The organism is Paraburkholderia tropica, from assembly GCF_900109265.1.
Classification (GTDB): Bacteria; Pseudomonadota; Gammaproteobacteria; order Burkholderiales; family Burkholderiaceae; genus Paraburkholderia; species Paraburkholderia tropica.
The window spans coordinates 108,105-131,867 of the sequence record NZ_FNZM01000006.1; the positions used below are offsets into that span (position 1 = coordinate 108,105).

Genomic DNA, 23,763 nt, shown 5'->3' on the forward strand with positions numbered 1-23,763 from the left:
TGATTTCCGCTGGATTGACCGGTTGAATGTCGCGCGAGGCTCGCGCCGCGCTAGCGCATGGCATCGACTTCGCGCGCGAGCGCCCACGCCTGCTCCGCGAGCGGACGCGTGCGCTTGCCCGTTTCGAGTGCGAGCGCACTCGACGCGTTGCCTTGCAGCGCGCGCGCCATCACGCCCTGCAGAATGCCCACGAGCCGGAACATGTTGAAGACGAGGTAATAGCCCCAATCGACTTCGGAAACGTCGTCGCGCGAGACGCGCGCGGCACGCTGCAAATAGCGCTGCAAGTAGGCTTTTTCCCCGGGAATGCCGAGCGCGTCGAGATCGAGTCCGATCAGGCCACGCCGCGCGCCCGCCTCCATATGCCAGATCATGCAGTGATACGCGAAGTCGACGAGCGGATGGCCGAGCGTGGACAATTCCCAGTCGAGCACGGCGAGGATACGCGGCTCGCGCGCATCGAAAATCACGTTGTCGAGCCGGTAATCGCCATGCACGATGCGGCGTTCGTCGCCCGCCGGAAGATGCTTCGGCAACCAGTCGATGAGGTGATCGGCGGCCTCGATGCGCTCCGTCTCCGAGGCCCGATATTGTTTGGTCCAGCGCGCGACCTGACGCTCGATGTAATTGCCCGCGCGGCCGTAATCGCCGAGACCGATCGCGTCGGGATCGACCGAATGCAACGCGGCGATCACGCGATTCATTTCGTCGTAAATCGCGCCGCGCGCTTGCGGCGTCATGCCCGGCAGCGCCGCGTCCCAGAAGATACGGCCCTCCACGTACTCCATCAGATAGAAGGGCGAGCCGATCACCGCCGCGTCCTCGCACAGCGCATAGGCTTTCGCGACCGGCACGTCGGTCTGTGCGAGCGTGCGAATCACGCGGTATTCGCGATCGACGGCATGCGCAGACGGCAGCAGCACGCCAGGTGGCTTGCGCCGCAGCACATAGCGCGCGCCGCCCGCACCGAGCAGAAACGTGGGATTCGATTGCCCGCCCTTGAACTGTTCGACGTGAACGCCGCCGGCAAAATCATGCAGATGCTCGCGCATCCATGTGGCGAGACGGGCGACGTCGAAGACATGCGCGTCCGCGACGGGGCGCGTGCCGCTGAAGCTCGACTGGAGATCGATACTCATGGGTTCGGGCAGCCTCCATCCGCGGCGCTTTGGGACGCAGATCCGCCCGATTGACGCCGCATGAAAATTCTGCAAAGCAGGTGTGAATTCTGCATTGCAGAAATGCTAGCCTGTGCGGCAGCGGTGTGTAAAGATCTATGAAGCGCGATTGGCTCGGGAAAAACCCCAGTGCGAAGCGCGCTGGAGATTCAATCGGCATGGGTTGACAGCGGAACGGCTCGGCTCCGCGCGAGCGCCTTTCAAATAGATTATCGCCTCCAATTTGATCAGGATATCGAACTATTCGACCGCGATTCAGACGAAAAAAAAACGCAAGCCGCTCGTCGCGCTTGCGTTTCTTTACAGCCGGCTTGAGTGCTTATCGTCCGGCCACGGCCGCTTCGATTTGTCCGATCATCTGCACCAGCCTCGGCTTCACCTCATTGAGCAGAAATTCGGACGTGAGCGAAAACGACGGACCGCCCACGTTGATCGCCATCACCGGCAAGCCGCCGCCCGGTTCGAACGCACGCGCAATGCCGTTCACATCCTTCTGCCAGTCGCCGAACGAACACGTCACGCCCAGCGTCTCGTGATCGCGCACGCCCTGCTCGATGCCGCGCCGCACGTGCGGCCACGCCACGTCGTCGAGCTCGCGGATCTGCTCCATGACGTCGTCGCGTTCGCGCGGCGCCACGGCCGCGAGCCACGCGCGCCCGATGGCCGAGGTGGCCAACGGAATGCGCGAACCCACGTCGAGCGTGAGCGCCAGCGCCGCCGTGCTGCGGCAGCTTTCGATGTAGAGCATCGAGAGCCGGTCGCGCACGCCGAGCGACACCGTGCCGCCCGAGAACTCCGAGAGTTCCTGCATCATCGGCCGCGCAATCTTGCGCACATCCAGACGCGCGAGCATCGAACTGCCGAGCGCCAGACACGCCGTGCCGAGCCGATAACGCCCGGTGTCTTCGAGGTGGATCAGATAGCCGATCTTCGTGAGCGTCATGGTCAGACGCGAGACGGTCGAGCGCGGCAGCTTGCAGCGTTGTGCGATTTCCTGATTGGTCAGCGAAGTGTCGCCGCCGCGAAAGCAGGCGAGGACGTCGAGCCCGCGGGCCAGCGCGGTCACGAAATGACGATCTTCCTTGTGGGCGCTTTTGCGAGCCGGCTTCGGCGCGGTATCGGACATTGCGATAAGAATGAAGTGGGCGCGCGTGCCGCGAGCACGGGCACGGTTTTGGGTTCGCGGAATTATATGCTGTATCGCAGGATCGACGGCGCGCGTCAATGGGTGGGGAACCCTGGCGTACGGCGGCGGCCTGGGCGGCCGGGCGGGAATGCGATGCGGGAAGGTGACAAGCCAATGCGCGGGGTGGTGATGCGGGCGCGCGAGCCGGATCGCGCCGCCGGAAAAATCCGGCGCGCGGCCCCATGAACCATTCGGCCGCGCCATAAAATTACTTAGTCATCCTGCTTACCTTGCCGGCTTGAGCACCACACGAAAGCGCGCCTTGCCGCTCATCATGCGCTCGTACGCTTCGGCGGCGCGCTCCAGCGGATACTCCTCGATCATCGGCTTGACGCCGGACATCGCGCTGAATGCGAGCGTTTCCTGCGAATCCGCAGCCGTGCCCGAAGGCCAGCCCTGCACCGAATGGCGTCCCATGATGAACTGCGTGATCGGCACCTCGACGGGCTCCTCGGACACGCCCACCATGATCAGCTTCCCGTTCAGCCCGAGACCGCCGATGGCCGCGCTCATCGCCTTGCCGCTCGTGACCGTCGCGAGCATCACGCGTGCGCCGCCGAGCGCGAGCAAGGCTTCGGCGACGTTTTGCGCCTGGCTGTCGATGTAGTGATGCGCGCCGAGTTCTTTCGCGAGCGGCGCCTTGTCCTGGCCGCGCGCGATGGCCACGGTGACGAAACCCATCTTGCGCGCGAACTGCACGCCCAGATGACCGAGGCCGCCGATGCCGAGTATCGCCACCACGTCGCCCGCGCGCGCGCCGCTGTTGCGCAGCGCGTTGAAGGTGGTGATGCCGGCGCAAAGCAGCGGCGCGGCGTCGACGTCGGAGAGGTCGTCGGGCATGCGCGCGAGCGCTTCCTGCGGCGCGACCATGTACTGCGCGTAGCCGCCGTCGTAGCTGATGCCGGGCACCTGGGCCGTCTGGCACAGCACGAAGTCGCCGTGGCGGCAGCGCTCGCAATGGCCGCAATGGCCGCCGTGCCAGCCCACGCCCACGCGCTGCCCGGGTTGCCAGCCCTCGACGCCCGCGCCAAGTTGCTCGATCACGCCCGCGATTTCGTGGCCCGGCACGCGCGGATACGCAAGCCCCGGCCACAGTCCGTCCTTCGTCATCGAATCGCTATGGCAGATACCACACGCCAGCACCTTGATCAGCACGTGGCCCGCGGACGGCGCCGGAACCTCGCGCTCGACGAGTTCGAGCGGACCGCCCGCTTTCGTCACCTGCACTGCCTGCATCGTTCGCATACGTTGCTCCTCGATCGGGAAGGAATGGCCGCGATGTGCCGGTTGGCAAGTGATCGAGGATACGCGGATCGAGGGTGACAGGCCGCGTGGATGGCCGCCATGGCAGCGTTTTTGGCGGTTTGACGGCGTCGCGCGTCGGCTTGCTGAACAGATTCAAGCCATATTTAGCAAATATCTCCACGTGGAGAGTGGAATAGGGTTCGATCACGACCACTTCGCCAAGGGCTGCGGGAGCGCCGTCAATTAATCAGGAATCCGATTAATTTATTCACACGATCATCTGCGCGTCGCTCGCCGCCCGAGTCGGCGCCCATGCCTTGCATGCGCAGCGTGCCGTTAGAGACGGCGGCGCGTCGATACCGGGTTGCCGCCCACCACCGTCGACAACACGAAGCGCCCTACGCCGCAAACTCCGGCTGCGCCTCTCCGGCTGACTCGATCGCCGCTTCGCTCGTCCATTGACGCGCACGCGCACTCATCGCGCCATCGGAGCGCAGGCGGAACGTCGCCACCGCGTCGGCCATCAAGTTGGCCTGCTGCTCCAGCGAACCGGCCGCCGCAGCCGCCTCTTCCACGAGCGCCGCGTTCTGCTGCGTGACCTGATCCATCTGCGTCACGGCCTGCTCGACCTGCTCGATGCCCGCGCTCTGCTCGACGGTCGCCGACGCGATCTCCTTCATCAGCCCCGACACGCGCTCGATCGACGCCACCACTTCCGCCATCGTCGCGCCCGCCTCGGTCACGCGCGCACGGCCGCCGCGCACGTCCTCGACCGATTCGTCGATCAGCGACTTGATTTCGCGCGCCGCGGCCGCGCTGCGTTGCGCGAGGTTGCGCACTTCGCCCGCGACCACCGCAAAGCCGCGTCCCTGCTCGCCCGCGCGCGCGGCTTCCACGGACGCGTTGAGCGCGAGAATATTGGTCTGGAACGCGATGCCGTCGATGATGCCGGTGATGTCGGCGATCTTGCCCGAGCTGCGCGTGATCGCCTCCATGGTCTCCATCGCTTCTTCGACGACGCGTCCGCCGCGCTGCGCGACCTCGGCCGAGCGCGCCGCCAGCGAACTCGCCTCGCTCGCGTGTTCGGCGTTCTGGCGCACCGTCGCGGTCAGTTGCTCGGTGCTCGCGGCCGTCTGTTCGAGCGACGCCGACTGCTGCTCGGTCCGGCTCGACAGATCGAGATTGCCCGCCGCGATTTCGCGCGCGCCCGTGTTGATCGCATCGCAGCACGCGCGCACGTTGCTCACCGTGAGCGTGAGGCCTTCCTGCATGCGACGCATCGCATCGAGCAACTGGCCGATCTCGTTGCGCCCGCCCGTGGCGATCGGCACCGCGAGGTTGTTGGCCGCGATCTGGTTGAGCGCTTCGACGGCGACCGCCAGCGGCGCGGTCACGAGCCTGCGCAGCGCGAGATGCGTGACGACGACGAGCGCGAGCGCGCCCGTGAGGCCCACCGCCACCATCGCCATGACCCAGTCGTGCTCGCGCTCGCCTCGCGCGAGCGTGGCGCGCACGGCGGCGTCCTTGTCGGCGTGGAAGGCCGCGATGCTCGCGGCGAGTTGCGTGCCCGTCTGGGCCATCTCGCCCGTCGCGAGCGTGGCGTAGGCTGCGGTGTCGCCGGTTTGCAGCGCGTCGGCAGCACGCGTGAGCACGGTGTTCATGGCGGCCTGCGCGTCGAGCACGGCTGCACGGCGCGCCGATTGCGCGCTTGCGGCGGTGTCCGATGCGGCGCTCGAAGCCGTGTTCGAAGCGGTATTCGTCGATGAATCCGATGCGCTGCCCGACGAAGCCTCGGCCGCGGGCGCATTGGCGCGCAGCGTCTCCGCATCGTGCGCGGCCTGGGTAACGAGATCGCGGGCGGCAGCAAGCGCGGTGTCGCGCGCCGACGTATCGTTTTGCTCCTTCAGCGCCGCATAGGCGCGCGCGAGCGTCGCCTGCGCGCGCGCCGAGTGGCCGCCGATCGCATCGGCGAGCGCACCCGCCCCCGCCGCGAGGTTCACGCGGTTCGCGGCATCGTCCGCGCGGCCGATCATGCCGACGCCGACCACCGCCCCGATCACCAGCATCGCCGCGAACGTGCAGAGCACCGCGAGCAAGCCGGCGCGTATCGTCAGATTGCGCATGACGCCTCCTTCAATGCGACGCCGCGGCATTGCCGCCGAGACGGTTCAACAGCACGTTGCTCTGTTCGAGCAGCGTGGCGCGATAGTCGCCGGGCAACACGGCGTTGTCGGCCACGTCCAGCGCCTCGCCGATCAGCATGCGAAACGCCTCGACGGTGCGTTCGACCTGTTGCGTGGACAGTTGCGGCAACACGGCTTCCGCGAACTTGCTCATCACGACCACGCTCGCGCCGAAGCGCGAAATGGCCTTGCCATGCGAACTGACGAGCGCCGTCATCGAGCGCAGCAGCATCTCATCGTTGGTGGTCACGGTCTTTCTCCAATCAAAAGGTGCGCCTCAACGAGGCATTGGGCGGCATCCTGCACGCGCGCGCCGGCAGGCATGATCAGCGTCGATCACGCGGGCAACGCACGCGGCATGCGCGCGGCCGGTGCGGGACGCGCGAGCAGAAAACCCTGCGCGCGCTCGCAACCGATCTCGCGCAGAAAGCGCAACTGGTTCGGCGTTTCCACGCCCTCGGCGACGACCGACACGCCGAGCGACTTCGCCATCGCCACGATCGCGCGCACGATGGAGCCGTTGCCCTCGTCGCGCATGAGCGGCCGGTTTTCGCCGACCTCCGCGAGAAACGAGCGGTCGACCTTGAGCGTGTCGACGGGCAGCGACTGCAAATAGCGAAACGATGAATAACCGGTGCCGAAATCGTCGATCGCGAGACTGATGCCGCGCGCCGCGAGTTCGTGCAGCAGCGCTTCGGTGCCGCCGTGGCTCGACGTCATCGCCATGCTCTCGACGAGTTCGAGTTGCAGACGGTTAACCGGCAAGCCGGTCTCGCCGAGTATGTTGGCGAGCTGCGCGAGAAAGCCGTCGTGCAGGCACTGGCGCGCGGACAGATTCACGCAGATGCGCCCGAATTCGAAGCCTTCGTCAAGCCACGCGCGCGCCTGGCGGCACGCTTCGCGCAGGACCCACGCGCCGATCGGCACGATCAACGCCGACTCCTCGGCAATCGGAATGAACTGGTCGGGCGGTACGAGACCGCGCTGCGGATGTTGCCAGCGGATCAGCGCTTCGACGTTCGAGAGGCGGCCGCTGCGCACGTCGAATTCGGGCTGGTAATGCAGCAGGAATTCGTTGCCGTCGATCGCGCGATGCAATTCCGTTTCGAGCTGGATGCGCTCCATCGCGCTCGACGTCATCGGCGCGGCGAAGAACTGGAAATTGTTCTTGCCCGCGCTTTTCGCTTCGTACATCGCGCGGTCGGCCTGCATCAAGAGGCGTCCGGAATCCTGCGCATCGTCGGGAAACATGCTGATGCCGATGCTCGGCGTGACGAAGAGCGTCTGCTCGCCGGTGCGGATCGGCGCGCCCACGCTGAGGAGCAGCGCTTCGGCGATGCGGCCCACGTGGCGGATGTCGTCGATATCCTCGATCAGCAGCGTGAATTCGTCGCCGCCCAGTCGCGCCACCGTGTCGGTTTCGCGCACCGATTCGCGCAGACGCCGCGCGATCACGGACAGCGCTTCGTCGCCCACGCCGTGGCCCATCGTGTCGTTGATGAGCTTGAAGCGGTCGAGGTCGAGAAACATCACCGCGACGCGTTTGCTCGAACGGCGCGCGCGAGCGAGCGCCAGCGCGATGCGCTCGGTGAACAGCGTGCGATTGGGCAGACCGGTGAGCGCGTCGTGCGTCGCGAGATAACTGAGGCGCGCCTCATTTTCGCGCCGCTGCGTGATGTCGGCGAAAATCGCGGCGTAGTGCGTGCACAGGCCTTGCGTGTCGCGAATGCTGGAGATCGTCAGGTATTCGAGGTAGGGCGTGCCGTCTTTACGGCGATTCCAGATTTCGCCCTTCCAGTGACCCTTGGTTTCGATGCTTTCCCACAGTCCCGCGTAGAACGCCGGACCCTGGCGGCCCGAGCTGAGCAGGCGCGCGTTGCGGCCGAGCGCGTCGGCTTCGGTGTAGCCGGTCAGGCGCGTGAACGCCGGATTGATGCGCTCGATCGTGCCTTGCAGGTCGGTGATCATCACGCCGTCGAGCGTGGATTCCACCACCTGATCGGCGAGACGCAGATTCGCGCGCGAGGCGAGCAGCGCGTCGTCGCGTTCGCGCAGCGCCGCCTGCAGTTCGCGCACGTATTCGTGCTCCATGTCGCGCAGGATGTCGGCGAGGCCGAGCAGGCCGCACAACTGGCCCGCGTCGTCGAGCACGCCCACGTGGCGCATGCGGTTGTCGAGCAGATACTGGCGCGCGGAATAGAGGCTGCGCGTGTGCGGCAGCGAGCGCAGCGGCCAGCTCGCGAAGGTGCCCGCCGTGGCGCCGTCTTCGCGCGCGCCTTCGCCGATCGCGCGCACCACGTCGCGCTCGGTGAGGATGCCGAGGCTGCCGTCGGCGGCGCACACGACGATCGCGCTCAGGCGCTCTTCGCGCATGCGCGCGAGCGCTTGTGCGAACGGCGCGGCAGCGTCGATGCAATGCGGCTTCGACGGCTTCGCGCAGCCGAGCGTACGCAGTTGCAGAAAACACTCGGGGCCCTGACTCATGACCAGATCGGTCTGTGTGACGAGACCGAGCGCGTGGCCGTTGTCGTCGATCACGAGTCCGTGGCGGATGCCCTCGCGCACGAAGCACGCCGCCGCCTCGCGCGCGGGCGTGCTCGCGGGCAGCGCGCGCACCGGCTGGCTCATGACAGTGCGGATCGGGCGATTGGCCGGTTCGTCGGCGGGATCGTCGGGAGGCTCGGGCAGCGGTTCGTCGATCAGTGCGTTGACGAGACGCGCGTCGGCCGAATGCGTGCGGTGCGCGGCGCTCGCGAGCGCGTCGTGCTCGGTCCAGATGCCGACCGGCTCGCCGTGATCCATCACGACGATCGCGCTGCAACGGTGCTCGGCCATGCGGCGCGCGGCTTCGCGGATAGGCACGTCGGGCCCGCAGGCGAGCAGCGGCCCGGAAAGAAGACGTCCTATTTCGACGTCCAGCGTGTGGTGTTGCATGTCGCGCCCCGTACCGCGTTTGTTGTCTTTTTGAGATATGGCGAACGTAGCAGGCGGGCGCGGAGATTGAGTTGACTTAAATCAAGGTCGCGGAGGTAATCCGGGATTAGGACGGTCGTGCTGGAGGGTGGGAGCGGCTTGCCGATGGGATGAAGAAGCCCGTCGCCGCGTGGTGCTGCGGGACGGGTTGGGGTACGCCCGGTGTCGATGAGGCCGGGCGCTCGGGCTTGGATGCGTCTTGCGTGCTTAGTGTTTCTTCGGGCCGTTGCTGCTGCCGGTGTTGCTGCTGCCGCCCAATGAGCCGCCCGGCGCGCCGCCTGTCAGACCGCCGAGCAGATTGGCCAGCGGAGCGAGCGTTGAGGTGGCGGATGAGCCGCCGGACCCGGTGCCGCCAGTGCTCGTGCCGCCGGCTCCGCTGCTGCTGTTGCCGCCCGCGCCCTTGAGCGCGCCGGTCAGCGTGCCGACGAGGTTCGTCAACGGCGCTGTCGGGTTCGACGTGCCGGACGTGCCCCCCGATGACGTCGAGCCGTGCGAACTGCCGCCGCCGGTGTTGCCTCCCGTGTTGCCGCTCGATCCGCTATTGGGTCCGCTATTCGATCCGCCGTGCGTGTTGCCGCTCGACGAAACGACGCTGGTCGTCGTCGCACCGCCCGTGAGCGCGCCAAGCAGGTTCGTCACCGGAGACAACAGGCCGCCGCTGCCCGTCTGAGCACCCGATGCACCGCCCGAGCCGCCATGCGAACCACTCGATGCGCCGTTGTTCACGCCGTTCCCATTGCCGCTGCCGCTGTTGTTGCCGATTGTGATCGGCACCACCGGCACGCTGACCGCGCCAACGTTCACGACGAGATCGACGAGCGGACTGAGCAAGCCGCCTGTGGATTGCGTGCCGCCAGCGTTGCCCGAGCCGATGCTCGTGCCACCGTGACCGGCGTTGCCGGAGCCGGAGCCGCCGGAGATGCCGTGGCCGCCGGTGCCGGTTGAACCGCCGGTGCCGCCGGTGCCACCCGTGCCGCCACCCCAACCGCCGTGACCGCCATCCCCGGTGCCTCCGTTACCGCCGGTGCCTCCTGAACCGCCAGAACCGCCGGTGCCACCACTTCCGCCGGAACCACCGTTGCCACCATGGCCGCCGTCACCAGAACCACCGCCCCAGCCGCCGTGACCACCTTCGCCGCTGCCTCCGCTGCCTCCGTTGCCGCCAGTGCCTCCTGATCCGCCCGTTCCCCCGGCACCACCGCTACCGCCATGGCCACCATCACTGGAACCACCGCTCCAGCCGCCGTGACCACCATCGCCAGTGCCACCGTTACCACCGGAGCCTCCGCTTCCGCCACTTCCTCCGGAACCACCGCTACCACCGTGGCCGCCATCACCGTTGCCGCCAGTCCCTCCCGTTCCACCTGAGCCACCTGAGCCACCTGAACCACCTGAACCACCATGGCCGCCGTCACCAGAACCACCGCCCCAGCCGCCGTGACCACCTTCGCCGCTGCCTCCGTTACCGCCAGTGCCTCCTGAGCCGCCAGTGCCTCCTGATCCGCCTGTTCCCCCGGCACCGCCGCTACCGCCATGGCCACCATCACTGGAACCACCGCTCCAGCCGCCGTGACCACCCTCGCCCGAACCACCGTCCCCTCCCGTGCCACCCCAGCTGCCCGACCCACTCCCACTTCCCCCGTCCCCCGAACCTCCATAACCGCCCGAGCCGCCGCCATACCCGCCACCGGTCCCGGTCCAGCCGCCGCTCATACCGTCGCCACCAGCCCATGCATAGCCGGGGCCGAACTGCCAGACGCCATTCCATCCGCTGCCTTGCATGGAAGCAGGCGGCGACGATGTCGTCCCATCGCCGGCATAAGCCGACGGCGCCAGCGACCACCATAGGAGTGCGCTCGCCGATGCAACAAGCGTGTGTTTGAAGGGAGCCATGATTAGTCCTTTCGCGATGAACTCGCGTCCTGATTGGTCAAAGGTGTAATCAGTGCCCCCGGAAAACCGCTGATCGGTTTTTCAAATACGGTCGATGCGTACTATTTCTGCTGTCCCGATTGCGCGTGGATACGCGTCGCCTGGAAGAATGGTGGAGCGTCGGCGTGGTAACGCTGCGCTCGAATATGGCGGAATCGGCGCTCGAAATCTGCAAATTCCACGCCAACGTTTTTGCGCGATTTACACGCGCGATTCGTTAGCAAAGGAAACAACACCATCGACGCGATGCAAGCGCGCGCCCCTTAGCCGGCGGCGTATCGTGCATCACATGAAAAAAGGCGTGACGGTCAGGCATCGCGCCGCGTTACGTCGTGGGCGTAACGTGTCACCGCCACATCGAACGTAACCTTGCGAATACCCAGCCGGCACGCCAGCAGGATCAACCCAGCATCGCGCAGTCCAAACAATCGCAGCATGCACTTAAACGCCGTGCAAACTGTCTACTTTTCATTCATCAACGCGCGAAACGAATATCGAGCGAACGCAAATACGTTTGCAGTCCAGCATCCTGAAGCGGAATCACATAGGCGGGCGAATCCGATTCATTGAAGTGAGCATGCCAATAACCAGGCGGCGTGATGAACGCCATGCCCGGCGTCCAGTCCACGCGCACGGGATCGACAATCCGGCCTTGCTCGTCGATCTCGGTCCCCACGAGCGTATATACGCCGGGCTCGCATGCCGGAATGAAGTCGAGCGCGATCGACTGATGACGATGCGGCTTTTGCACGCTGTGCGGCGCGATCATGCCGAACATCGCCCACAGCGAATGCGTGACGGTGCGCGTCTGCGGAAAATGGCGATTGCCGAGCAGCACGCTCACGCGATTGCGCTGCGCGGCGCCCGGCGCGCTGGCCACTTTCGCGAGCTCGGCCTGAGCCCGCGCAGCCGGATACAGCGTCGGCGTAAAACGCGCAACGTCGATCTTCGCGCCGAGATAAGCGAGCAGCGGGGCGTCGTTCACGTAATAAAGGCGCGCCGTCGACTGCGCCGACAATACGGCCTGTCCGCCGCCCGGCAGCGCAAAGAAGTCACCTTTGCCGAATGAAAATGCCGTGCCGTTTTGCGCAATCGTCCCTGCGCCATCGAGTACGTAGAACACCTGTGAAGTCGCGTTCGGATCGACCGTGAGCGTGTCGCCCGCAACGATGCGCAGAAAACTCGCCATCAAGCCCGGACCGGTGGCCGGATAATCGCAGCCCAATTCCGCGGACACATCGAGTGGCACGATGCGCGTCGGACCATCGTCGTAAAGCGAGGCGGCAAACGAACGATAAGGCACGCGCGAAATCAGCTTCGCGCCAATCGGATTCGCCGATGAGGTGTATTCGAAAAATTGCGCGTCGCGCGTGATCGTATCGTCGTCGAATGCAAGCGATGAAAGTGCGGTTTTGTCCAGCATGATAAGGCTCCTGAAAATGTCCATCGCTCGGCGAGCGAATCGTGCAGCGTGAATGGACTTTAGAAGCCGCAGCCGTGTGCTGGAACGGCGCGCATGGGAAATGAGCTTTGCAGAAAAGGGATAACCGGAAGTCGATCACTGCGGAAAGCGCGTGAAACCCGGCACCAGCGCGTTTTCTCTTACACTGCACAACAAAGCCATCAACACGTCCGCACGCATATGGATTATTTCGGCGCAATCCGCGCATTCCTTTCGGCTGCCGAATTGGGCAGTTTCAGCAAAGCGGCGGCCCGCATCGAGGTCAAGACGTCGACCGTGTCGCGCTATATCACCGAGCTCGAACGCGATCTCGGCATTGCGCTATTCAATCGTTCGACGCGCGGTCTCGTGCTTACCGAAGGCGGCCGCGTGTTTCGCGAGCATGCGATCGGTGTGATCCGCAATCTCGACGAAGCGCGTGAAATCGCTTCGTCGCTGAATCGCTCGCCGCGCGGTTTGTTGCGCGTGACCATGCCGCGCTCGTTCGGACGCCGTCATGTCGTGCGCCATCTGCCGGAATTCATGGACCGGTATCCGAAGATCGACGTCGATATCGTGATGACCGATACCGTCGTCAATATCATCGACTCGGGCATCGATCTCGCGATTCGCATTGGCGCGCTGCCGGATTCGCAATTGATGGCGCGGCAATTGACGGCGCATCGGCGCATTGTCTGCGCGAGCCCCGCTTATCTCGCGCAATGCGGCGCGCCCGCTACGCCCGCCGACCTGGCCGCGCACGCCGCGCTGCGTTTTTCACTCGCGGCGGACGACCGCTGGCTGCTCGTGCAGCACGCCAATGCGGCGAACGGTCAGCGCGAGGCATCGGTGACGGTTGCATTGAACGGCAGGCTGCGCGTGGACGACACCGAAGCCCTGCTCGATCTCGCCATGGCAGGACGCGGCATTGCCTTGCTGCCGACGTGGGCCGTCGGCGACGCATTGCGGGAAGGCAAACTGATCCGGCTACTGCCGGAATGGGAAGCGCAGCCGACGAAGCATGCGCCGGCGGTCTGGGCGGTGTATCCGCGCAAACGGACGGTGTCGTCGAAAGTGCGCGCCTTTATCGACTTCTATTCGGCGATTTTCAAACGCGAAGGCTATTGGGACGCGAAGGAGCACGCAAAAGAGCACGCAAAAACCGCCGACGCCAATGCGCGGCAAAGAATCAGCGTTTGATCCCTTTGCGTTTGCGCGACTCGATTTTTTTGCACAGGTCGGTCAATAGCCAGCGAGCGATTTGCTCGGGCCGATTTGCGCCGTGCGGGGCGAATTTGATTTCATTGGCGAAATACACGATGACCGAGCCGGTCATCACGCGCCACTTACCGGTGTAGTCGACACCGTCCACATTCACGCTCATGGCGTGAGTGATTTCATAATCTGTAGAAGCCAACGGTGAAGCGAAAAATGTCTAAAGTATGACAATATCGCTTCAATGAAGCATCAGTCAACGAAATATGCGTTTTGTTTCATATTTCAACCCGAAACGATGATGCAGGCTGCAATTAGAATGCCATTCAGCCACTCAAGCATTACGACACGCGGCGCAAATGCGTGGATTCACGCGGCGGTACGGAACTCGTTAAAGCGGTACCCGGAAGCGGCGTAATTCGCCGCATCGAGCGCTCGCCCACGGCGCTGCTCCACGCATTGACCCAGCGCCGCGCCATCGTGCGTTCCATGCCGTCCTGCGCATGGGTGAGCCGCTGCATCGCCCGCGTCAGGCGGCGCATGGCGTAGTGCTTGCAACGTGTGTCCTTCTCGTCACGCGGGTTCATACCGTTTCTCCCGTTCACCGGGTTTCAGTGTAGAACGATCCGCGCATTAAGGCATGAACGCAAATGCCGCACTAGCAGGGAGATCGGCAGGGAGACTATCGAGCGCACGATTGCCGTCGCGGCGAGCCTCGGTCTCGCCGTTGAATGACGTTTCGCTATAGGCAATGACCTTGAAGCCGCTGCCCGCCGACCTGGGGACCGTAATGCCCCAATGCCAGCCCCCTTCCTGCTCGAAAACATGTAGCTTCGGCGACGCTTCCAGCATCGACATCTGTGACGTGATCATGGCACGCCCTCCTTTCGAAAACTTCCGAATCCATAGGCGGTCAAGCTCAGTGTAGGCAGCATTTTGCTGCACCGCAATAAGCATTAACCTTGAGTGTCGCCAATGTAAAAGGGACAGTTTTCGAATTCGCGTGTCGCGGCGTTCATGCACATAAAAAGTGCAACGCTGCGGCGCAACCGGAACAGGCGCGAATTCGCCGATAAATTCACACAATCGGCGGTATCGTCAATTGAATGGGCCATCGCGACCGAAAGCGCGTGCGCCTCGGATCGCACGCGCTTTTTCTGCTGCTTTTGCTAAAACTTCATTCAATCAAAAAGATTCATCACATCGCGATACAGCGCGGAAGGAATGCGCACACCGTCGCGTTCGCTGCGCACACGCGCTTCGAAACGGCGTTGCGAAGGCAAGCGCGCGCCCTGCTCCACGACGGCGGCGAACAGACGCTCGGCACGCGCCTCGCCCGCCGCGTAATCGTCGCCCAGAAAGCGGCGCGGATCGATCGCGATCACCAGTTCGCCGTGGCAGGGACTCGCGCCCGCGCCGCCGTCGAAGGCTTGCGACTCCATGCTCGTGAGGTCGCCAATCAGCGCGCCCGCGAGCAATTCGACCATTGCCGCCAGCGCCGATCCTTTATGGCCGCCAAACGTCTGCATCGCGCCGTCGAGCGCCGCGCGTGCGTCGGTGGTCGGTTGCCCGGCGCTGTCGATCGCCCAGTGCGAAGGAATGGGCTTACCCTCGCGCGCGTGCAGTTCGATGTCGCCGCGCGCGATCGCACTCGTGGCGAAGTCGAACACGAACGGATGGCCTTCGGCGCGCGGCCAGGCGAACGCGATCGGATTGGTGCCGAACACGCCGCGCGTGCCGCCCGCGGGCGCGACCCAGCTATGACTCGGGTTCATCGCGAGCCCCACCAGACCCTGCGCGGCGATGGCTTCGACCTCGGGCCAGAGCGCCGAAAAATGGAAGCAGCGATTGATCGCCATCGCCGCGAGCCCCTGCGTGCGAGCCTTCTCCGCGAGCACGGGCAGGCCCGTTTCGAAGGCCAGCAACGAAAAACCATAATGCGCGTCGACCGCGAGCACGCCGGGCGCCACGTCGCGCAGGGTCGGCTCGGCACGCGGATCGACCTTGCCGCTCTTCACCGAACGCACGCAGCCGAGCAGGCGATAGATGCCGTGCGAATGGCACTCGTCGCGCTGGCCTTGCGTGATGACGCGCGCGATGGCGTCCGCGTGCGCTTCGGACACGCCGTGATGCATCAGTGCCTTACGCGCAAGTGAGAACAGCGCGTCGAGCGAAAGTACCACGTCGTCGGATTGATCAGTCATCCTGATGTTCCTCGCAATGAAGCGTACCGTCGATACGCCGCGCGAGCGCCAGCGGATTGGCGTCGCGCAGCGCGTCGGGCAGCAGGTCGTCGGGCAGATCCTGATACGAAACCGGCCGCAGGAAACGCTCGATCGCGCGACTGCCGACCGACGTCGTGCGCGCGTCCGAGGTCGCCGGGAACGGGCCGCCATGTACCATCGCATGCCCGACTTCCACGCCCGTGCCGAAACCATTGGCGAGTATACGGCCCGCCTTGCGTTCGAGCGTCGGCAGCAGCGCGCGGCACGCGGCGCGGTCGTCGTCGTGCAGATGCACGGCCACGGTCAATTGGCCTTCGAGCGCTTTCAGCACGCCGTGCAGCGCGTCGAGATCGCCGCAGCGCACGATCAGCGACGCCGGGCCAAACACTTCTTCGCGCAACGCGGGATCGGCGAGAAACGCTTGTGATGGGGTCGCGAACAACGCGGCCTGCGCGTCGAAAGGACCGCCCGTTTTGCCGCGCGCGAGTTGCTCGACATCGACATGCGTCGCGAGGCGCTCCACGCCTTTCGCGTAGTTCGCGTGAATCCCGGGCGTGAGCATCGTCGATGCAGGCGACTGCGCGAGCGCGTCGGCCGCCGCGCGTTCGAACGCGCGCAGCGCGTCGCCGTCCACCGCGAGCACGAGACCGGGATTGGTGCAGAACTGCCCCGCGCCCAGCGTGAGCGACGCCGCAAACTGCTGCGCAATCGTCGCGCCGCGCGTGGTCAGCGCATGCGGCAGCAAGACGACCGGATTAATCGAACTCATCTCCGCATATACGGGCACCGGTTCCGCGCGTGCATTCGCGATCTTCATGAGCGCCACGCCGCCCGCGCGCGAGCCCGTGAAGCCGACCGCCTTGATCCGCGCATCGGCCACGAGCGCCTGCCCCATCGACAGGCCGCTGTCGAACACGAGCGAGAACACGCCTTCAGGCAGCGCGCAATGCTGCACCGCCTTCTGAATCGCGCGGCCCACCAGTTCCGAGGTGCCCGGATGCGCGCCGTGCGCCTTCACGATCACGGGGCATCCCGCCGCGAGCGCCGACGCCGTATCGCCACCCGCCACCGAAAACGCCAGCGGAAAATTCGACGCCCCGAACACCGCCACCGGCCCGATCGCCACGTTACGCAGACGCAGGTCGACACGCGGCATCGGCTTGCGATCGGGTTGCGCCGGATCGATGCGCGCATCGACGAAATCGCCGTGACGCAACACGTTGGCAAAGAGACGCAACTGGCCGACCGTACGCGCGCGTTCGCCTTCGAGCCGCGCGCGCGGCAAACCGGTTTCCGCCATACAGCGTTCGATCAGCGCGTCGCCGATCGCCATGATCTGCTCGCCGATGGTTTCCAGAAAACGCGCACGCGTGTCGAGCGGCGTTTCGCGGAAGGTGTCGAAGGCCGCGTCCGCGAGCGTGCACGCGCGTTCGAGATCGTCCTGCGTCGCACCGCCGAAGGCGGGTTCAAGCGCCACACCCGTGCGGGCATCGACGCCATGAAACGCGCCCTGCGTGCCGAACACGCTCGTCGCGCCAATCAGCGACTGGCCGGTAATCGTCATGGTGGTCCCTGCAAAAAGCAACCGGGCCGACGCGGCCCGATTTTGAATCGATGGAAAGGGAAATTACGCTCGATGCGTGCTCACTGATCGTCGCCGTCGAGTTGGAGCTTGTGGCCCGGCACGCCCGTATTCGCGCCCCAGTAGTAAATGCCGAGGCTAGCGATCGCCACGGCCAGCGTGTCGTAGGGATGCGCAAGCGCGCCCACGCCGCCGAAACTGCCCTGCCACGACAACACGATCATCACGGCATAGAACGCGATCAGCCACGCCGACGAACGCACCTGTTCGCGCAGGCTCAATTCGCGCGTCGGCACGAAACGTCCTGCCGCCAGATAGATCACGAACATCACGATCTGCAAACCCAGCAGCCACGACACCGTGCTCCAGCCCGACCAGTACACGATCAGCGCGGCGATCACGAACGACACAGGCCCGACGAGGCCGAAGCGGCTCACGCGGAACGGGCGCGGCATATCGGGCGCATTGCGGCGCAGCGCGGCGACGGAAATGGGCGCCACCGCATAGCTCAACACCAGCGCCGCCGACACCACGTTGATGAGCGCTTCCCACGACGGAAACGGCAGCGTCCAGAACACCGCGAGCGCGAACGTGAGCCACAGGCCGGCGCGCGGAATGCCCGACGCTTCATCGACGCGCGTGAACACGCGGAAGAACGTGCCGGTCTTCGCCCACGCATACACTACGCGCGGCGTCGCGTTCATGTAGATGTTGCCGCAACCGCTCGGCGAAATCGCCGCGTCGGCGACCACCATATACGCGAGCCAGCCCACGCCGAGCGCGAGCGCGATATCGCGGTACGGCAGCGAAAACGCCTTGCTCACGCCTTCCCAGCCGCTCTCGAGCATCGCGGTCGGAATGCTGCCGATGAAGGCGAGTTGCAGCAGCACGTAAATCAGCGTGGAAAGCAGCACCGAAAGAATCAGCGCGACGGGAATCGTGCGTTGCGGATTGCGCACTTCGCTCGCGACCGAAATGATCGGCGTGAGACCGAGATACGCGAAGATGATGCCGCCCGCCGACACCGCCATTTCAATACCCGACATGCCGAACGGCGCAAATCCATGCACGCTCAAATTGGCAGGTTTGAAAAACGTGAACAGCACGCCGATCACCGAAATGGGCACGATGAATTTAAAAATGCTGATGAGATTATTCGCGCGCGCAAAAGTTTTCACGCTTTTGTAATTGAGCCTGAAAAACAGGCCCAAAAGCGCGAGTTGCACGAGCCAGCCGATCGTGGTCGGATTACCCGAACCCGGTTGACTCAGCATCGGAAACCACGCGGCCGCATATTGGCGCGCGGCCACCACTTCGATTGCAATCAGGCTGGAAAACGCAATCAGCGTGACGAAGCCCATCAGGTAACCGAGCAGCGGACCATGCGAAAACACCGGATAACGCACCACGCCACCCGCGCGCGGCAAAGCCGCGCCGAGTTCGCAATAGACGATGCCGAGCAGCAGCACCGCAAAGCCGCCGATGAGCCAGGACACGATGCCCGCCGGTCCCGCGATGGCCGACACATGGCTCGCGGCGAACAGCCAGCCCGAGCCGAAAATGGCGCCGAGGCCGATGAAGGTGAGATCGGTGAGCGAGAGCTGCTTCTTGAAGCGCCCCTCACCGGTGTGCTCGCGCGTTGCGTCGCTCATGGGCAGCGCGCCGCGCAGCTTGCCTTGAGTGGACATAGCCGTGTCTCCTCGTTAAGGGATGAGGCGCAGCGCCGGCGTGCCGTTGTTGTTGTGTGGGCACGCGGCGCGGTCGGTGCCGCGCGCCGCCGGACTCGCAAAAGAGGGAATGGAAACGCGAGAGGCGCGCGGCAAGAGAAAGCGCGCCCACGCGGCGCGCAAGGGGATTTACAGACCGACGTCCGGCAGTTGCGGACGCGTGGCGAGCGCCTGTTTCATGACGGACCGCACGTGCGCGAGCGCGTCGCCTTCGAGCGCGAGGCGCGGCGGACGCGTGAGCGCGCTGCCGCGATCGACGAGTTCTTCGCACAGCTTGATGCATTGCACGAGGTCCGGACGCGCATCGAGGTGCAGCAGCGGCATGAACCAGCGATACAGCGCGAGCGCTTCGTCGAAACGCTTTTGCTTCGCGAGGCGGAACAGCGTCTCGCCTTCTTTCGGGAACACATTCGACATGCCCGAGACCCAGCCTTCCGCGCCCACGGCCACGCTTTCCACCACCACGTCGTCGAGGCCCGCGAACAGCACGAAGCGGTCGCCCACGGCGTTGCGCAGATCGATGAAGCGGCGCGTATCGCCCGACGAGTCCTTGAAGCAGACGATATTCTCGCAGTCCTGCAGCGCGATCAGCACGTCGGGCGTGACGTCGTTCTTGTAGATCGGCGGATTGTTGTAGACCATCACCGGCAGGTCCGTGCTCGACGCCACGGCGCGGAAGTGCGAGGCCGTTTCATGCGGCTTGGCCGAGTAGACCAGCGCGGGCATCACCATCACGCCGTCCACGCCCACGCGCTGCGCTTCGCGCACGGTCTGGCGCGCAAACTCGGTGGTGAATTCCGCCACGCCCGCAATCACGGGCACCTTGCCGCCGGCGGCATCGCGCGCAGCTTCGATCACGGCCATTTTCTCGGACGTGTTGAGCGACGTGTTTTCGCCGACCGTGCCGCACACCACGAGGCCCGACACGCCGTCCTTCACGAGGTTGCTCACCACGCGGTGCGTCGCTTCGATATCGACGGAGAAGTCCGCCTTGAATTGCGTGCTGACGGCGGGAAACACACCGCTCCATTGGATAGCGTTACGGCTCACAGTGACAATCTCCTTCGTTTGAAAAATCGCGCCAACCCGTGTGGCGATGCGAAGAAGTATCGCTATCCAGAATGATCGAGGCTTGAGACCTTTCGCGACTCAAAGAGACGAAATCAGCACAATCGCGGCGCAGTCCCGAACACGTGCATCAACGCCTCATTTGGGTGCATTTTCGCTATCCGGGACAACCCGTATTTTTCGCGCTTAGGTCATTAAACTTTTTCGGCGGCGTCGCCGGTTTGCGCAACCTGTGGATGCAGCAGCGCGCGATATTGGCTCGGCGTGAGGCCCACGGTTGCCTTGAATTGACGCGTGAATGCGCTGTGATCGTTATAACCGCAGCGCGTGGCGATATCGGTAATGCTCAGCTCGCTCGCGAGCAATTCGGACGCCGCATCGAGCCGCGTTTTCAGCAGCATCTGGCGCGGCGTGAGATGGAAAATCTTGTGGAAATAGCGCTCGATTTGCGCCACCGACATATTGATGAGCGTGGCCAGATGCGAAAGCTTGAGCGGCTGTGCGTAATTGTCCTGAATGTATTTCGCCGCAATGGCCAGACGCTGATAAGCCGGATGTGTGCCTTCGGCCGCCTGCAGATCGCGCGAAATGCCGGCCACGCCCAGCACGCGTCCGTGCGCGTCGTGCAGCGGCACCTTCGACGTGAGGCACCAGCCCGGCTGACGCCCCGGATAAAGATGCAATTCGAGTTGATCGATGAAGCGGCTGTTCAGGCGCACCACGGCTTCGTCCTGCGCCGTATAGCTGCTGCCGAAGCGCGTGGGAAACACCTGCGCCGCGGTCTTGCCGAGCAGCGAGCGTTTGTCCTTGAAACCGCAGCGCGCGGCGAGCGTGACGTTCGCGATCACATAGCGCGCGTCGTGATCCTTCACGAAGAAGACCACGTCGGGCATGGCGTCGAATAGCGGTTCGAGCAACGCGAAATGCGCCACCATCTGCGGCAGCGTCGTGTTTTCGAGGGCGGCGGGCAGAACGAGTTCGGGCATTGCGATGAGCGGCGAGTCGTGATCCGCACGATTATGCCCTTCCGATGCACGCTTGCGCATCTGAAACGAAAATCGGGCGGCGCACTCGCGCGCGCCGCCCGTGATTCGATATCGCATGAAACGGCGCGTTACGCCTGCGACGACACTTCCAGCAAGGTCCCGATACGCGCGGGCGAGAACGGCGGACGCTGGCCGTTGCGCGGCCAGCCCAGGCAGAACGCCGCCGCCTCGCCGCAGATCTTGCCCTGACACGGCCCCATGCCGCAGCGCGTATGCAGTTTCGCATCGCGCCATGAACGGTGCTGCGCGGCCTCGCCGTACGTCACGTCCTCGCAGCGGCACAGCACGGTGTCGGGCGCCGCGAGCGTGCGCAGATGCGGCGCAAGCGCGAACGCATCGTGCAGCCGCGCGGCGAAGGCGCGATAGCGCGCGCGTTCGCCAAACAAGGCGCGCGCCTTGTCCTGCTCGCCGACGGCGGCGTGCGCGGCGATGCGTCCTTCGAGCGCCGCCAGCTCCATGCCGCCCACGCCTGTGCATTCGCCCGCCGCATAGACGTCGGGCAGCGAGGTCGCTTGCCAGTCGTCGACGGCGAGCGCGGCCATGCCCTGCGCCTCCGTGGTCCGGCAACCGAGCGCCGCGCCCACCAGCGTATTCGGCACGAGGCCATACGCACAGGCGAGGCGGTCGCAATCGAGCGCAATCGTCTTGTCGCCGTGCTGGATGCGCACACGCGTGAGTTTGTCTTCGCCGATCGCTTCGACCACGTGCGCACCGCAGAAATACGGCGTCGCGCGCAGATCGAATCGCATGCGTGCCGCCTGCATCAATTTCGCAGGCGTGTGGACGAGCCCGGCCGCGAAGCGCCGCACCGCCGACGGCGGCGCCTGCTCGACGATCGCCAGCACGCGCGCGCCCTGCTCGCGCGCCGTGACGGCGGCGGCCCACAGCAGCGGCCCCGAACCCGCGATCACGATGCGCTCGCCGCGAACCGGCAAACCGCCCTTCACGAGCGCCTGCAAACCGCCCGCGCCCGTCACGCCCGGCAGCGTCCAGCCCGGATACGGCAGGAAGCGCTCGCGCGCGCCGGTCGCGACGATCAGCTTGTCGTAATCGATCGTGTAGCCGCGTTGCGCGTCTTCCACCAGCAATTGCCGCACGCCGGGCGCCTGCACGACGCGCGTGCCGCTCAAGCGGACCACGCTGCCGCGCCGCACGAACGCCTCCACCGCGTCGATGACCGCGCGCGCCTCGCCCGTCGGCGAATGCGCCGGACCTTGACGCCAGATCTGTCCGCCGGGCCGCGTGTTATCGTCGACGATGCCCACGCGCTTGCCCGCCTCGGCGGCCACGCGGGCCGCCTGCAAACCGGCCGGCCCCGCACCAATAATCAGGATATCGAAATTCATTGCGCGCCTCTTGCCGTCACCACATTCATGCCCTCGGCGCACACGGTCTGGCACGCGAGCCGATGCGCGACGCCGTCGATCGTCACGCGGCACTCCTGGCACACGCCCATGCCGCACAACGGCCCGCGCAGCGCGCCGGTCACGGAACGGCGCGTCGCGACAACGCCATCGCGCGTCGCGAGCGCGATCGCCGCGACCACCGAACTGCCCGCCGCCACGCGCACGCTGCGGCCATCCACGTCGAGCACGACGAAATCAGACATGAGCAGCTCCTTGCGTCGCGCACCGCGCGGGCCAATACGGTGTAGCGTCGATCGGCAATGCGTCGCGCGCAGCGAGCATCTGCGCGGCGATCAGCTTGCCGGTCGCAAGCGCCGTCGTCACGCCCAGTCCCTCGTGCCCGGTCGCGAGCCACGTCTGCGGATGACCGTCGTCGCGCGCGAAGGGACCGGCCGGGCCGATCAGCGGCAAGCCGTCGCGCGTCGCCGGACGGAAACCGGTCCACGCGCGTATCGCATTCAACGACGGCAACTGCGGCAGATATTCGGCGGCGCGGCGCAGCATGCGCGCGAGAATCTCCGGCTCGATGGCGGGATCTTCGCTGTCGAATTGCCGCGACGAGCCGATCAGCAATTGACCGGTCGAGCGCGGCTGCACGTTGAACGCCACCGAGGTGCCGGTCGCGTTGTGCGCGCTCTTGATATAGCCGAGTTCGAGAATCTGGTGGCGTATCGCGCCCGGATAACGGTCGGTGATCAGCAGATGACCCTTCTTCGCCTGCATCGGCAAGCCGGGCAGCAGTTCGGCCGCTTGCAGGCCGTTGGCGAGCAGCACCGCGCCGGTCGCGATGACTTCGCCATCGGCGAGCACGACGCCTTGCCGGTTCAGCTGCGCCACGCGCGTATCGAGGCGGCACGCGATGCGCCCTTTCACCGGTTGCGCGAGCAGCCACGCGGCGGCGGACGGCGCGTAAACCACGGCGTCGTCGGGGACCATCATGCCGCCGCGCAAGCCTTCACGCAGCGACGGTTCGGCTTCGCGCACCTGTTTCGCGTCGAGCATGTGACAGGCGATGCCCTGCTGCACGAGCGCCGCCTGACGCGACTGCGCCAGTTCGTATTCCTCGTCGTCGGTGGCGACCCAGAGCGTGCCGCAGCGCACGAACGCCTGACGCGCATCGAGACGCGGCGCAAGATCAAGCCACAACTGCCGCGACCACGCGGAAAGCGCGAACTCGGCGGGCGTATCGTCCATCACGACGAGGTGGCCCATGCCCGCCGCCGTCACGCCGCCGCCGATGCCCGCGCGGTCGATCACGAGCACGTTCGCGCCGTCGCGCGCGAGTTCGTGCGCGCACGCGGCGCCGACGATGCCCGCGCCCACCACCACGACATCAGGACGCGATGCTGCCATGTT

The 23,763-nt window shown here is 65.4% G+C and carries 21 protein-coding genes; 1 reads left to right on the forward strand and 20 read right to left on the reverse strand.

What is annotated here, in order from left to right; translation table 11 throughout:
- Positions 1-50: 50 nt before the first annotated feature.
- The 9 genes from BMY06_RS11245 to BMY06_RS11290 all read right to left on the reverse strand — a co-directional run bounded on the left by BMY06_RS11245 (position 51) and on the right by BMY06_RS11290 (position 12,120).
- Positions 51-1,139, reverse strand: coding sequence for a phosphotransferase (locus BMY06_RS11245; protein ID WP_074983136.1), 1,089 nt, complete (start codon positions 1,137-1,139; stop codon positions 51-53).
- A 358-nt stretch (positions 1,140-1,497) separates the two neighbouring features.
- Positions 1,498-2,304 (reverse strand): IclR family transcriptional regulator, encoded by an 807-nt coding sequence (locus BMY06_RS11250; protein ID WP_074983138.1) that lies wholly within the window; start codon positions 2,302-2,304, stop codon positions 1,498-1,500.
- A 285-nt stretch (positions 2,305-2,589) separates the two neighbouring features.
- A complete protein-coding gene (locus BMY06_RS11255; protein WP_074983140.1) occupies positions 2,590-3,609 on the reverse strand; it encodes an alcohol dehydrogenase in 1,020 nt (339 codons plus the stop codon).
- Positions 3,610-4,007: 398 nt separating this feature from the next.
- On the reverse strand, positions 4,008-5,732 hold the full coding sequence (locus BMY06_RS11265; RefSeq protein WP_074983144.1) for a methyl-accepting chemotaxis protein: 1,725 nt from the start codon (positions 5,730-5,732) through the stop codon (positions 4,008-4,010).
- Positions 5,733-5,742: 10 nt separating this feature from the next.
- Positions 5,743-6,042 carry a hypothetical protein gene (locus BMY06_RS11270; protein ID WP_083400879.1) on the reverse strand — a complete coding sequence of 100 codons (300 nt, stop codon included), beginning with the start codon at positions 6,040-6,042 and terminating at the stop codon, positions 5,743-5,745.
- A gap of 86 nt (positions 6,043-6,128) precedes the next feature.
- The gene (locus BMY06_RS11275; RefSeq protein ID WP_065064025.1) at positions 6,129-8,726 is read right to left on the reverse strand and encodes an EAL domain-containing protein; all 2,598 of its coding nucleotides are present in this window, start codon (positions 8,724-8,726) and stop codon (positions 6,129-6,131) included.
- A gap of 246 nt (positions 8,727-8,972) precedes the next feature.
- Positions 8,973-9,596 carry a hypothetical protein gene (locus tag BMY06_RS11280; RefSeq protein ID WP_074983146.1) on the reverse strand — a complete coding sequence of 208 codons (624 nt, stop codon included), beginning with the start codon at positions 9,594-9,596 and terminating at the stop codon, positions 8,973-8,975.
- Positions 9,566-10,312, reverse strand: coding sequence for a hypothetical protein (locus BMY06_RS39900; RefSeq protein ID WP_173816792.1), 747 nt, complete (start codon positions 10,310-10,312; stop codon positions 9,566-9,568). The genes BMY06_RS11280 and BMY06_RS39900 overlap by 31 nt, the downstream gene beginning before the upstream one ends.
- Positions 10,313-11,172: 860 nt before the next feature.
- Positions 11,173-12,120 (reverse strand): cupin domain-containing protein, encoded by a 948-nt coding sequence (locus tag BMY06_RS11290; RefSeq protein WP_074983151.1) that lies wholly within the window; start codon positions 12,118-12,120, stop codon positions 11,173-11,175.
- A gap of 219 nt (positions 12,121-12,339) precedes the next feature.
- On the opposite strand from BMY06_RS11290, the gene BMY06_RS11295 reads away from it, so the two are divergent.
- Positions 12,340-13,338, forward strand: coding sequence for a LysR family transcriptional regulator (locus BMY06_RS11295; protein ID WP_080180262.1), 999 nt, complete (start codon positions 12,340-12,342; stop codon positions 13,336-13,338).
- Here the strand turns inward: BMY06_RS11295 and BMY06_RS11300 are convergent.
- The 11 genes from BMY06_RS11300 to BMY06_RS11350 all read right to left on the reverse strand — a co-directional run bounded on the left by BMY06_RS11300 (position 13,328) and on the right by BMY06_RS11350 (position 23,760).
- Positions 13,328-13,522, reverse strand: coding sequence for a hypothetical protein (locus tag BMY06_RS11300; RefSeq protein ID WP_065064021.1), 195 nt, complete (start codon positions 13,520-13,522; stop codon positions 13,328-13,330). The two genes, BMY06_RS11295 and BMY06_RS11300, sit on opposite strands and share 11 nt — an antisense overlap.
- A gap of 172 nt (positions 13,523-13,694) precedes the next feature.
- Positions 13,695-13,940, reverse strand: coding sequence for a hypothetical protein (locus tag BMY06_RS11305; protein WP_074983153.1), 246 nt, complete (start codon positions 13,938-13,940; stop codon positions 13,695-13,697).
- A 46-nt stretch (positions 13,941-13,986) separates the two neighbouring features.
- The gene (locus tag BMY06_RS11310; protein ID WP_373681594.1) at positions 13,987-14,226 is read right to left on the reverse strand and encodes a hypothetical protein; all 240 of its coding nucleotides are present in this window, start codon (positions 14,224-14,226) and stop codon (positions 13,987-13,989) included.
- A 308-nt stretch (positions 14,227-14,534) separates the two neighbouring features.
- Positions 14,535-15,557, reverse strand: coding sequence for an Ldh family oxidoreductase (locus BMY06_RS11315; protein ID WP_074983155.1), 1,023 nt, complete (start codon positions 15,555-15,557; stop codon positions 14,535-14,537).
- Positions 15,550-17,142, reverse strand: a complete 1,593-nt coding sequence (locus BMY06_RS11320) for an aldehyde dehydrogenase (NADP(+)) (RefSeq protein WP_074983156.1) — start codon at positions 17,140-17,142, stop codon at positions 15,550-15,552. Before BMY06_RS11320 ends, BMY06_RS11315 begins: the two co-directional genes overlap by 8 nt.
- An 80-nt stretch (positions 17,143-17,222) precedes the next feature.
- Positions 17,223-18,812 carry an APC family permease gene (locus BMY06_RS11325; protein ID WP_244144356.1) on the reverse strand — a complete coding sequence of 530 codons (1,590 nt, stop codon included), beginning with the start codon at positions 18,810-18,812 and terminating at the stop codon, positions 17,223-17,225.
- A 204-nt stretch (positions 18,813-19,016) separates the two neighbouring features.
- Positions 19,017-19,937: a dihydrodipicolinate synthase family protein gene (locus BMY06_RS11330; RefSeq protein ID WP_065064014.1), complete on the reverse strand. Its 921-nt coding sequence runs from the start codon at positions 19,935-19,937 to the stop codon at positions 19,017-19,019.
- 212 nt (positions 19,938-20,149) lie between these two features.
- Positions 20,150-20,941, reverse strand: coding sequence for an AraC family transcriptional regulator (locus BMY06_RS11335; protein ID WP_065064225.1), 792 nt, complete (start codon positions 20,939-20,941; stop codon positions 20,150-20,152).
- Positions 20,942-21,069: 128 nt separating this feature from the next.
- A complete protein-coding gene (locus BMY06_RS11340; RefSeq protein WP_074983160.1) occupies positions 21,070-22,347 on the reverse strand; it encodes an FAD-dependent oxidoreductase in 1,278 nt (425 codons plus the stop codon).
- Positions 22,344-22,610 (reverse strand): 2Fe-2S iron-sulfur cluster-binding protein, encoded by a 267-nt coding sequence (locus tag BMY06_RS11345; RefSeq protein WP_074983163.1) that lies wholly within the window; start codon positions 22,608-22,610, stop codon positions 22,344-22,346. The genes BMY06_RS11340 and BMY06_RS11345 overlap by 4 nt, the downstream gene beginning before the upstream one ends.
- Positions 22,603-23,760, reverse strand: a complete 1,158-nt coding sequence (locus BMY06_RS11350; protein ID WP_074983367.1) for an NAD(P)/FAD-dependent oxidoreductase — start codon at positions 23,758-23,760, stop codon at positions 22,603-22,605. The genes BMY06_RS11345 and BMY06_RS11350 overlap by 8 nt, the downstream gene beginning before the upstream one ends.
- Between the last annotated feature and the right edge of the window lie 3 nt (positions 23,761-23,763).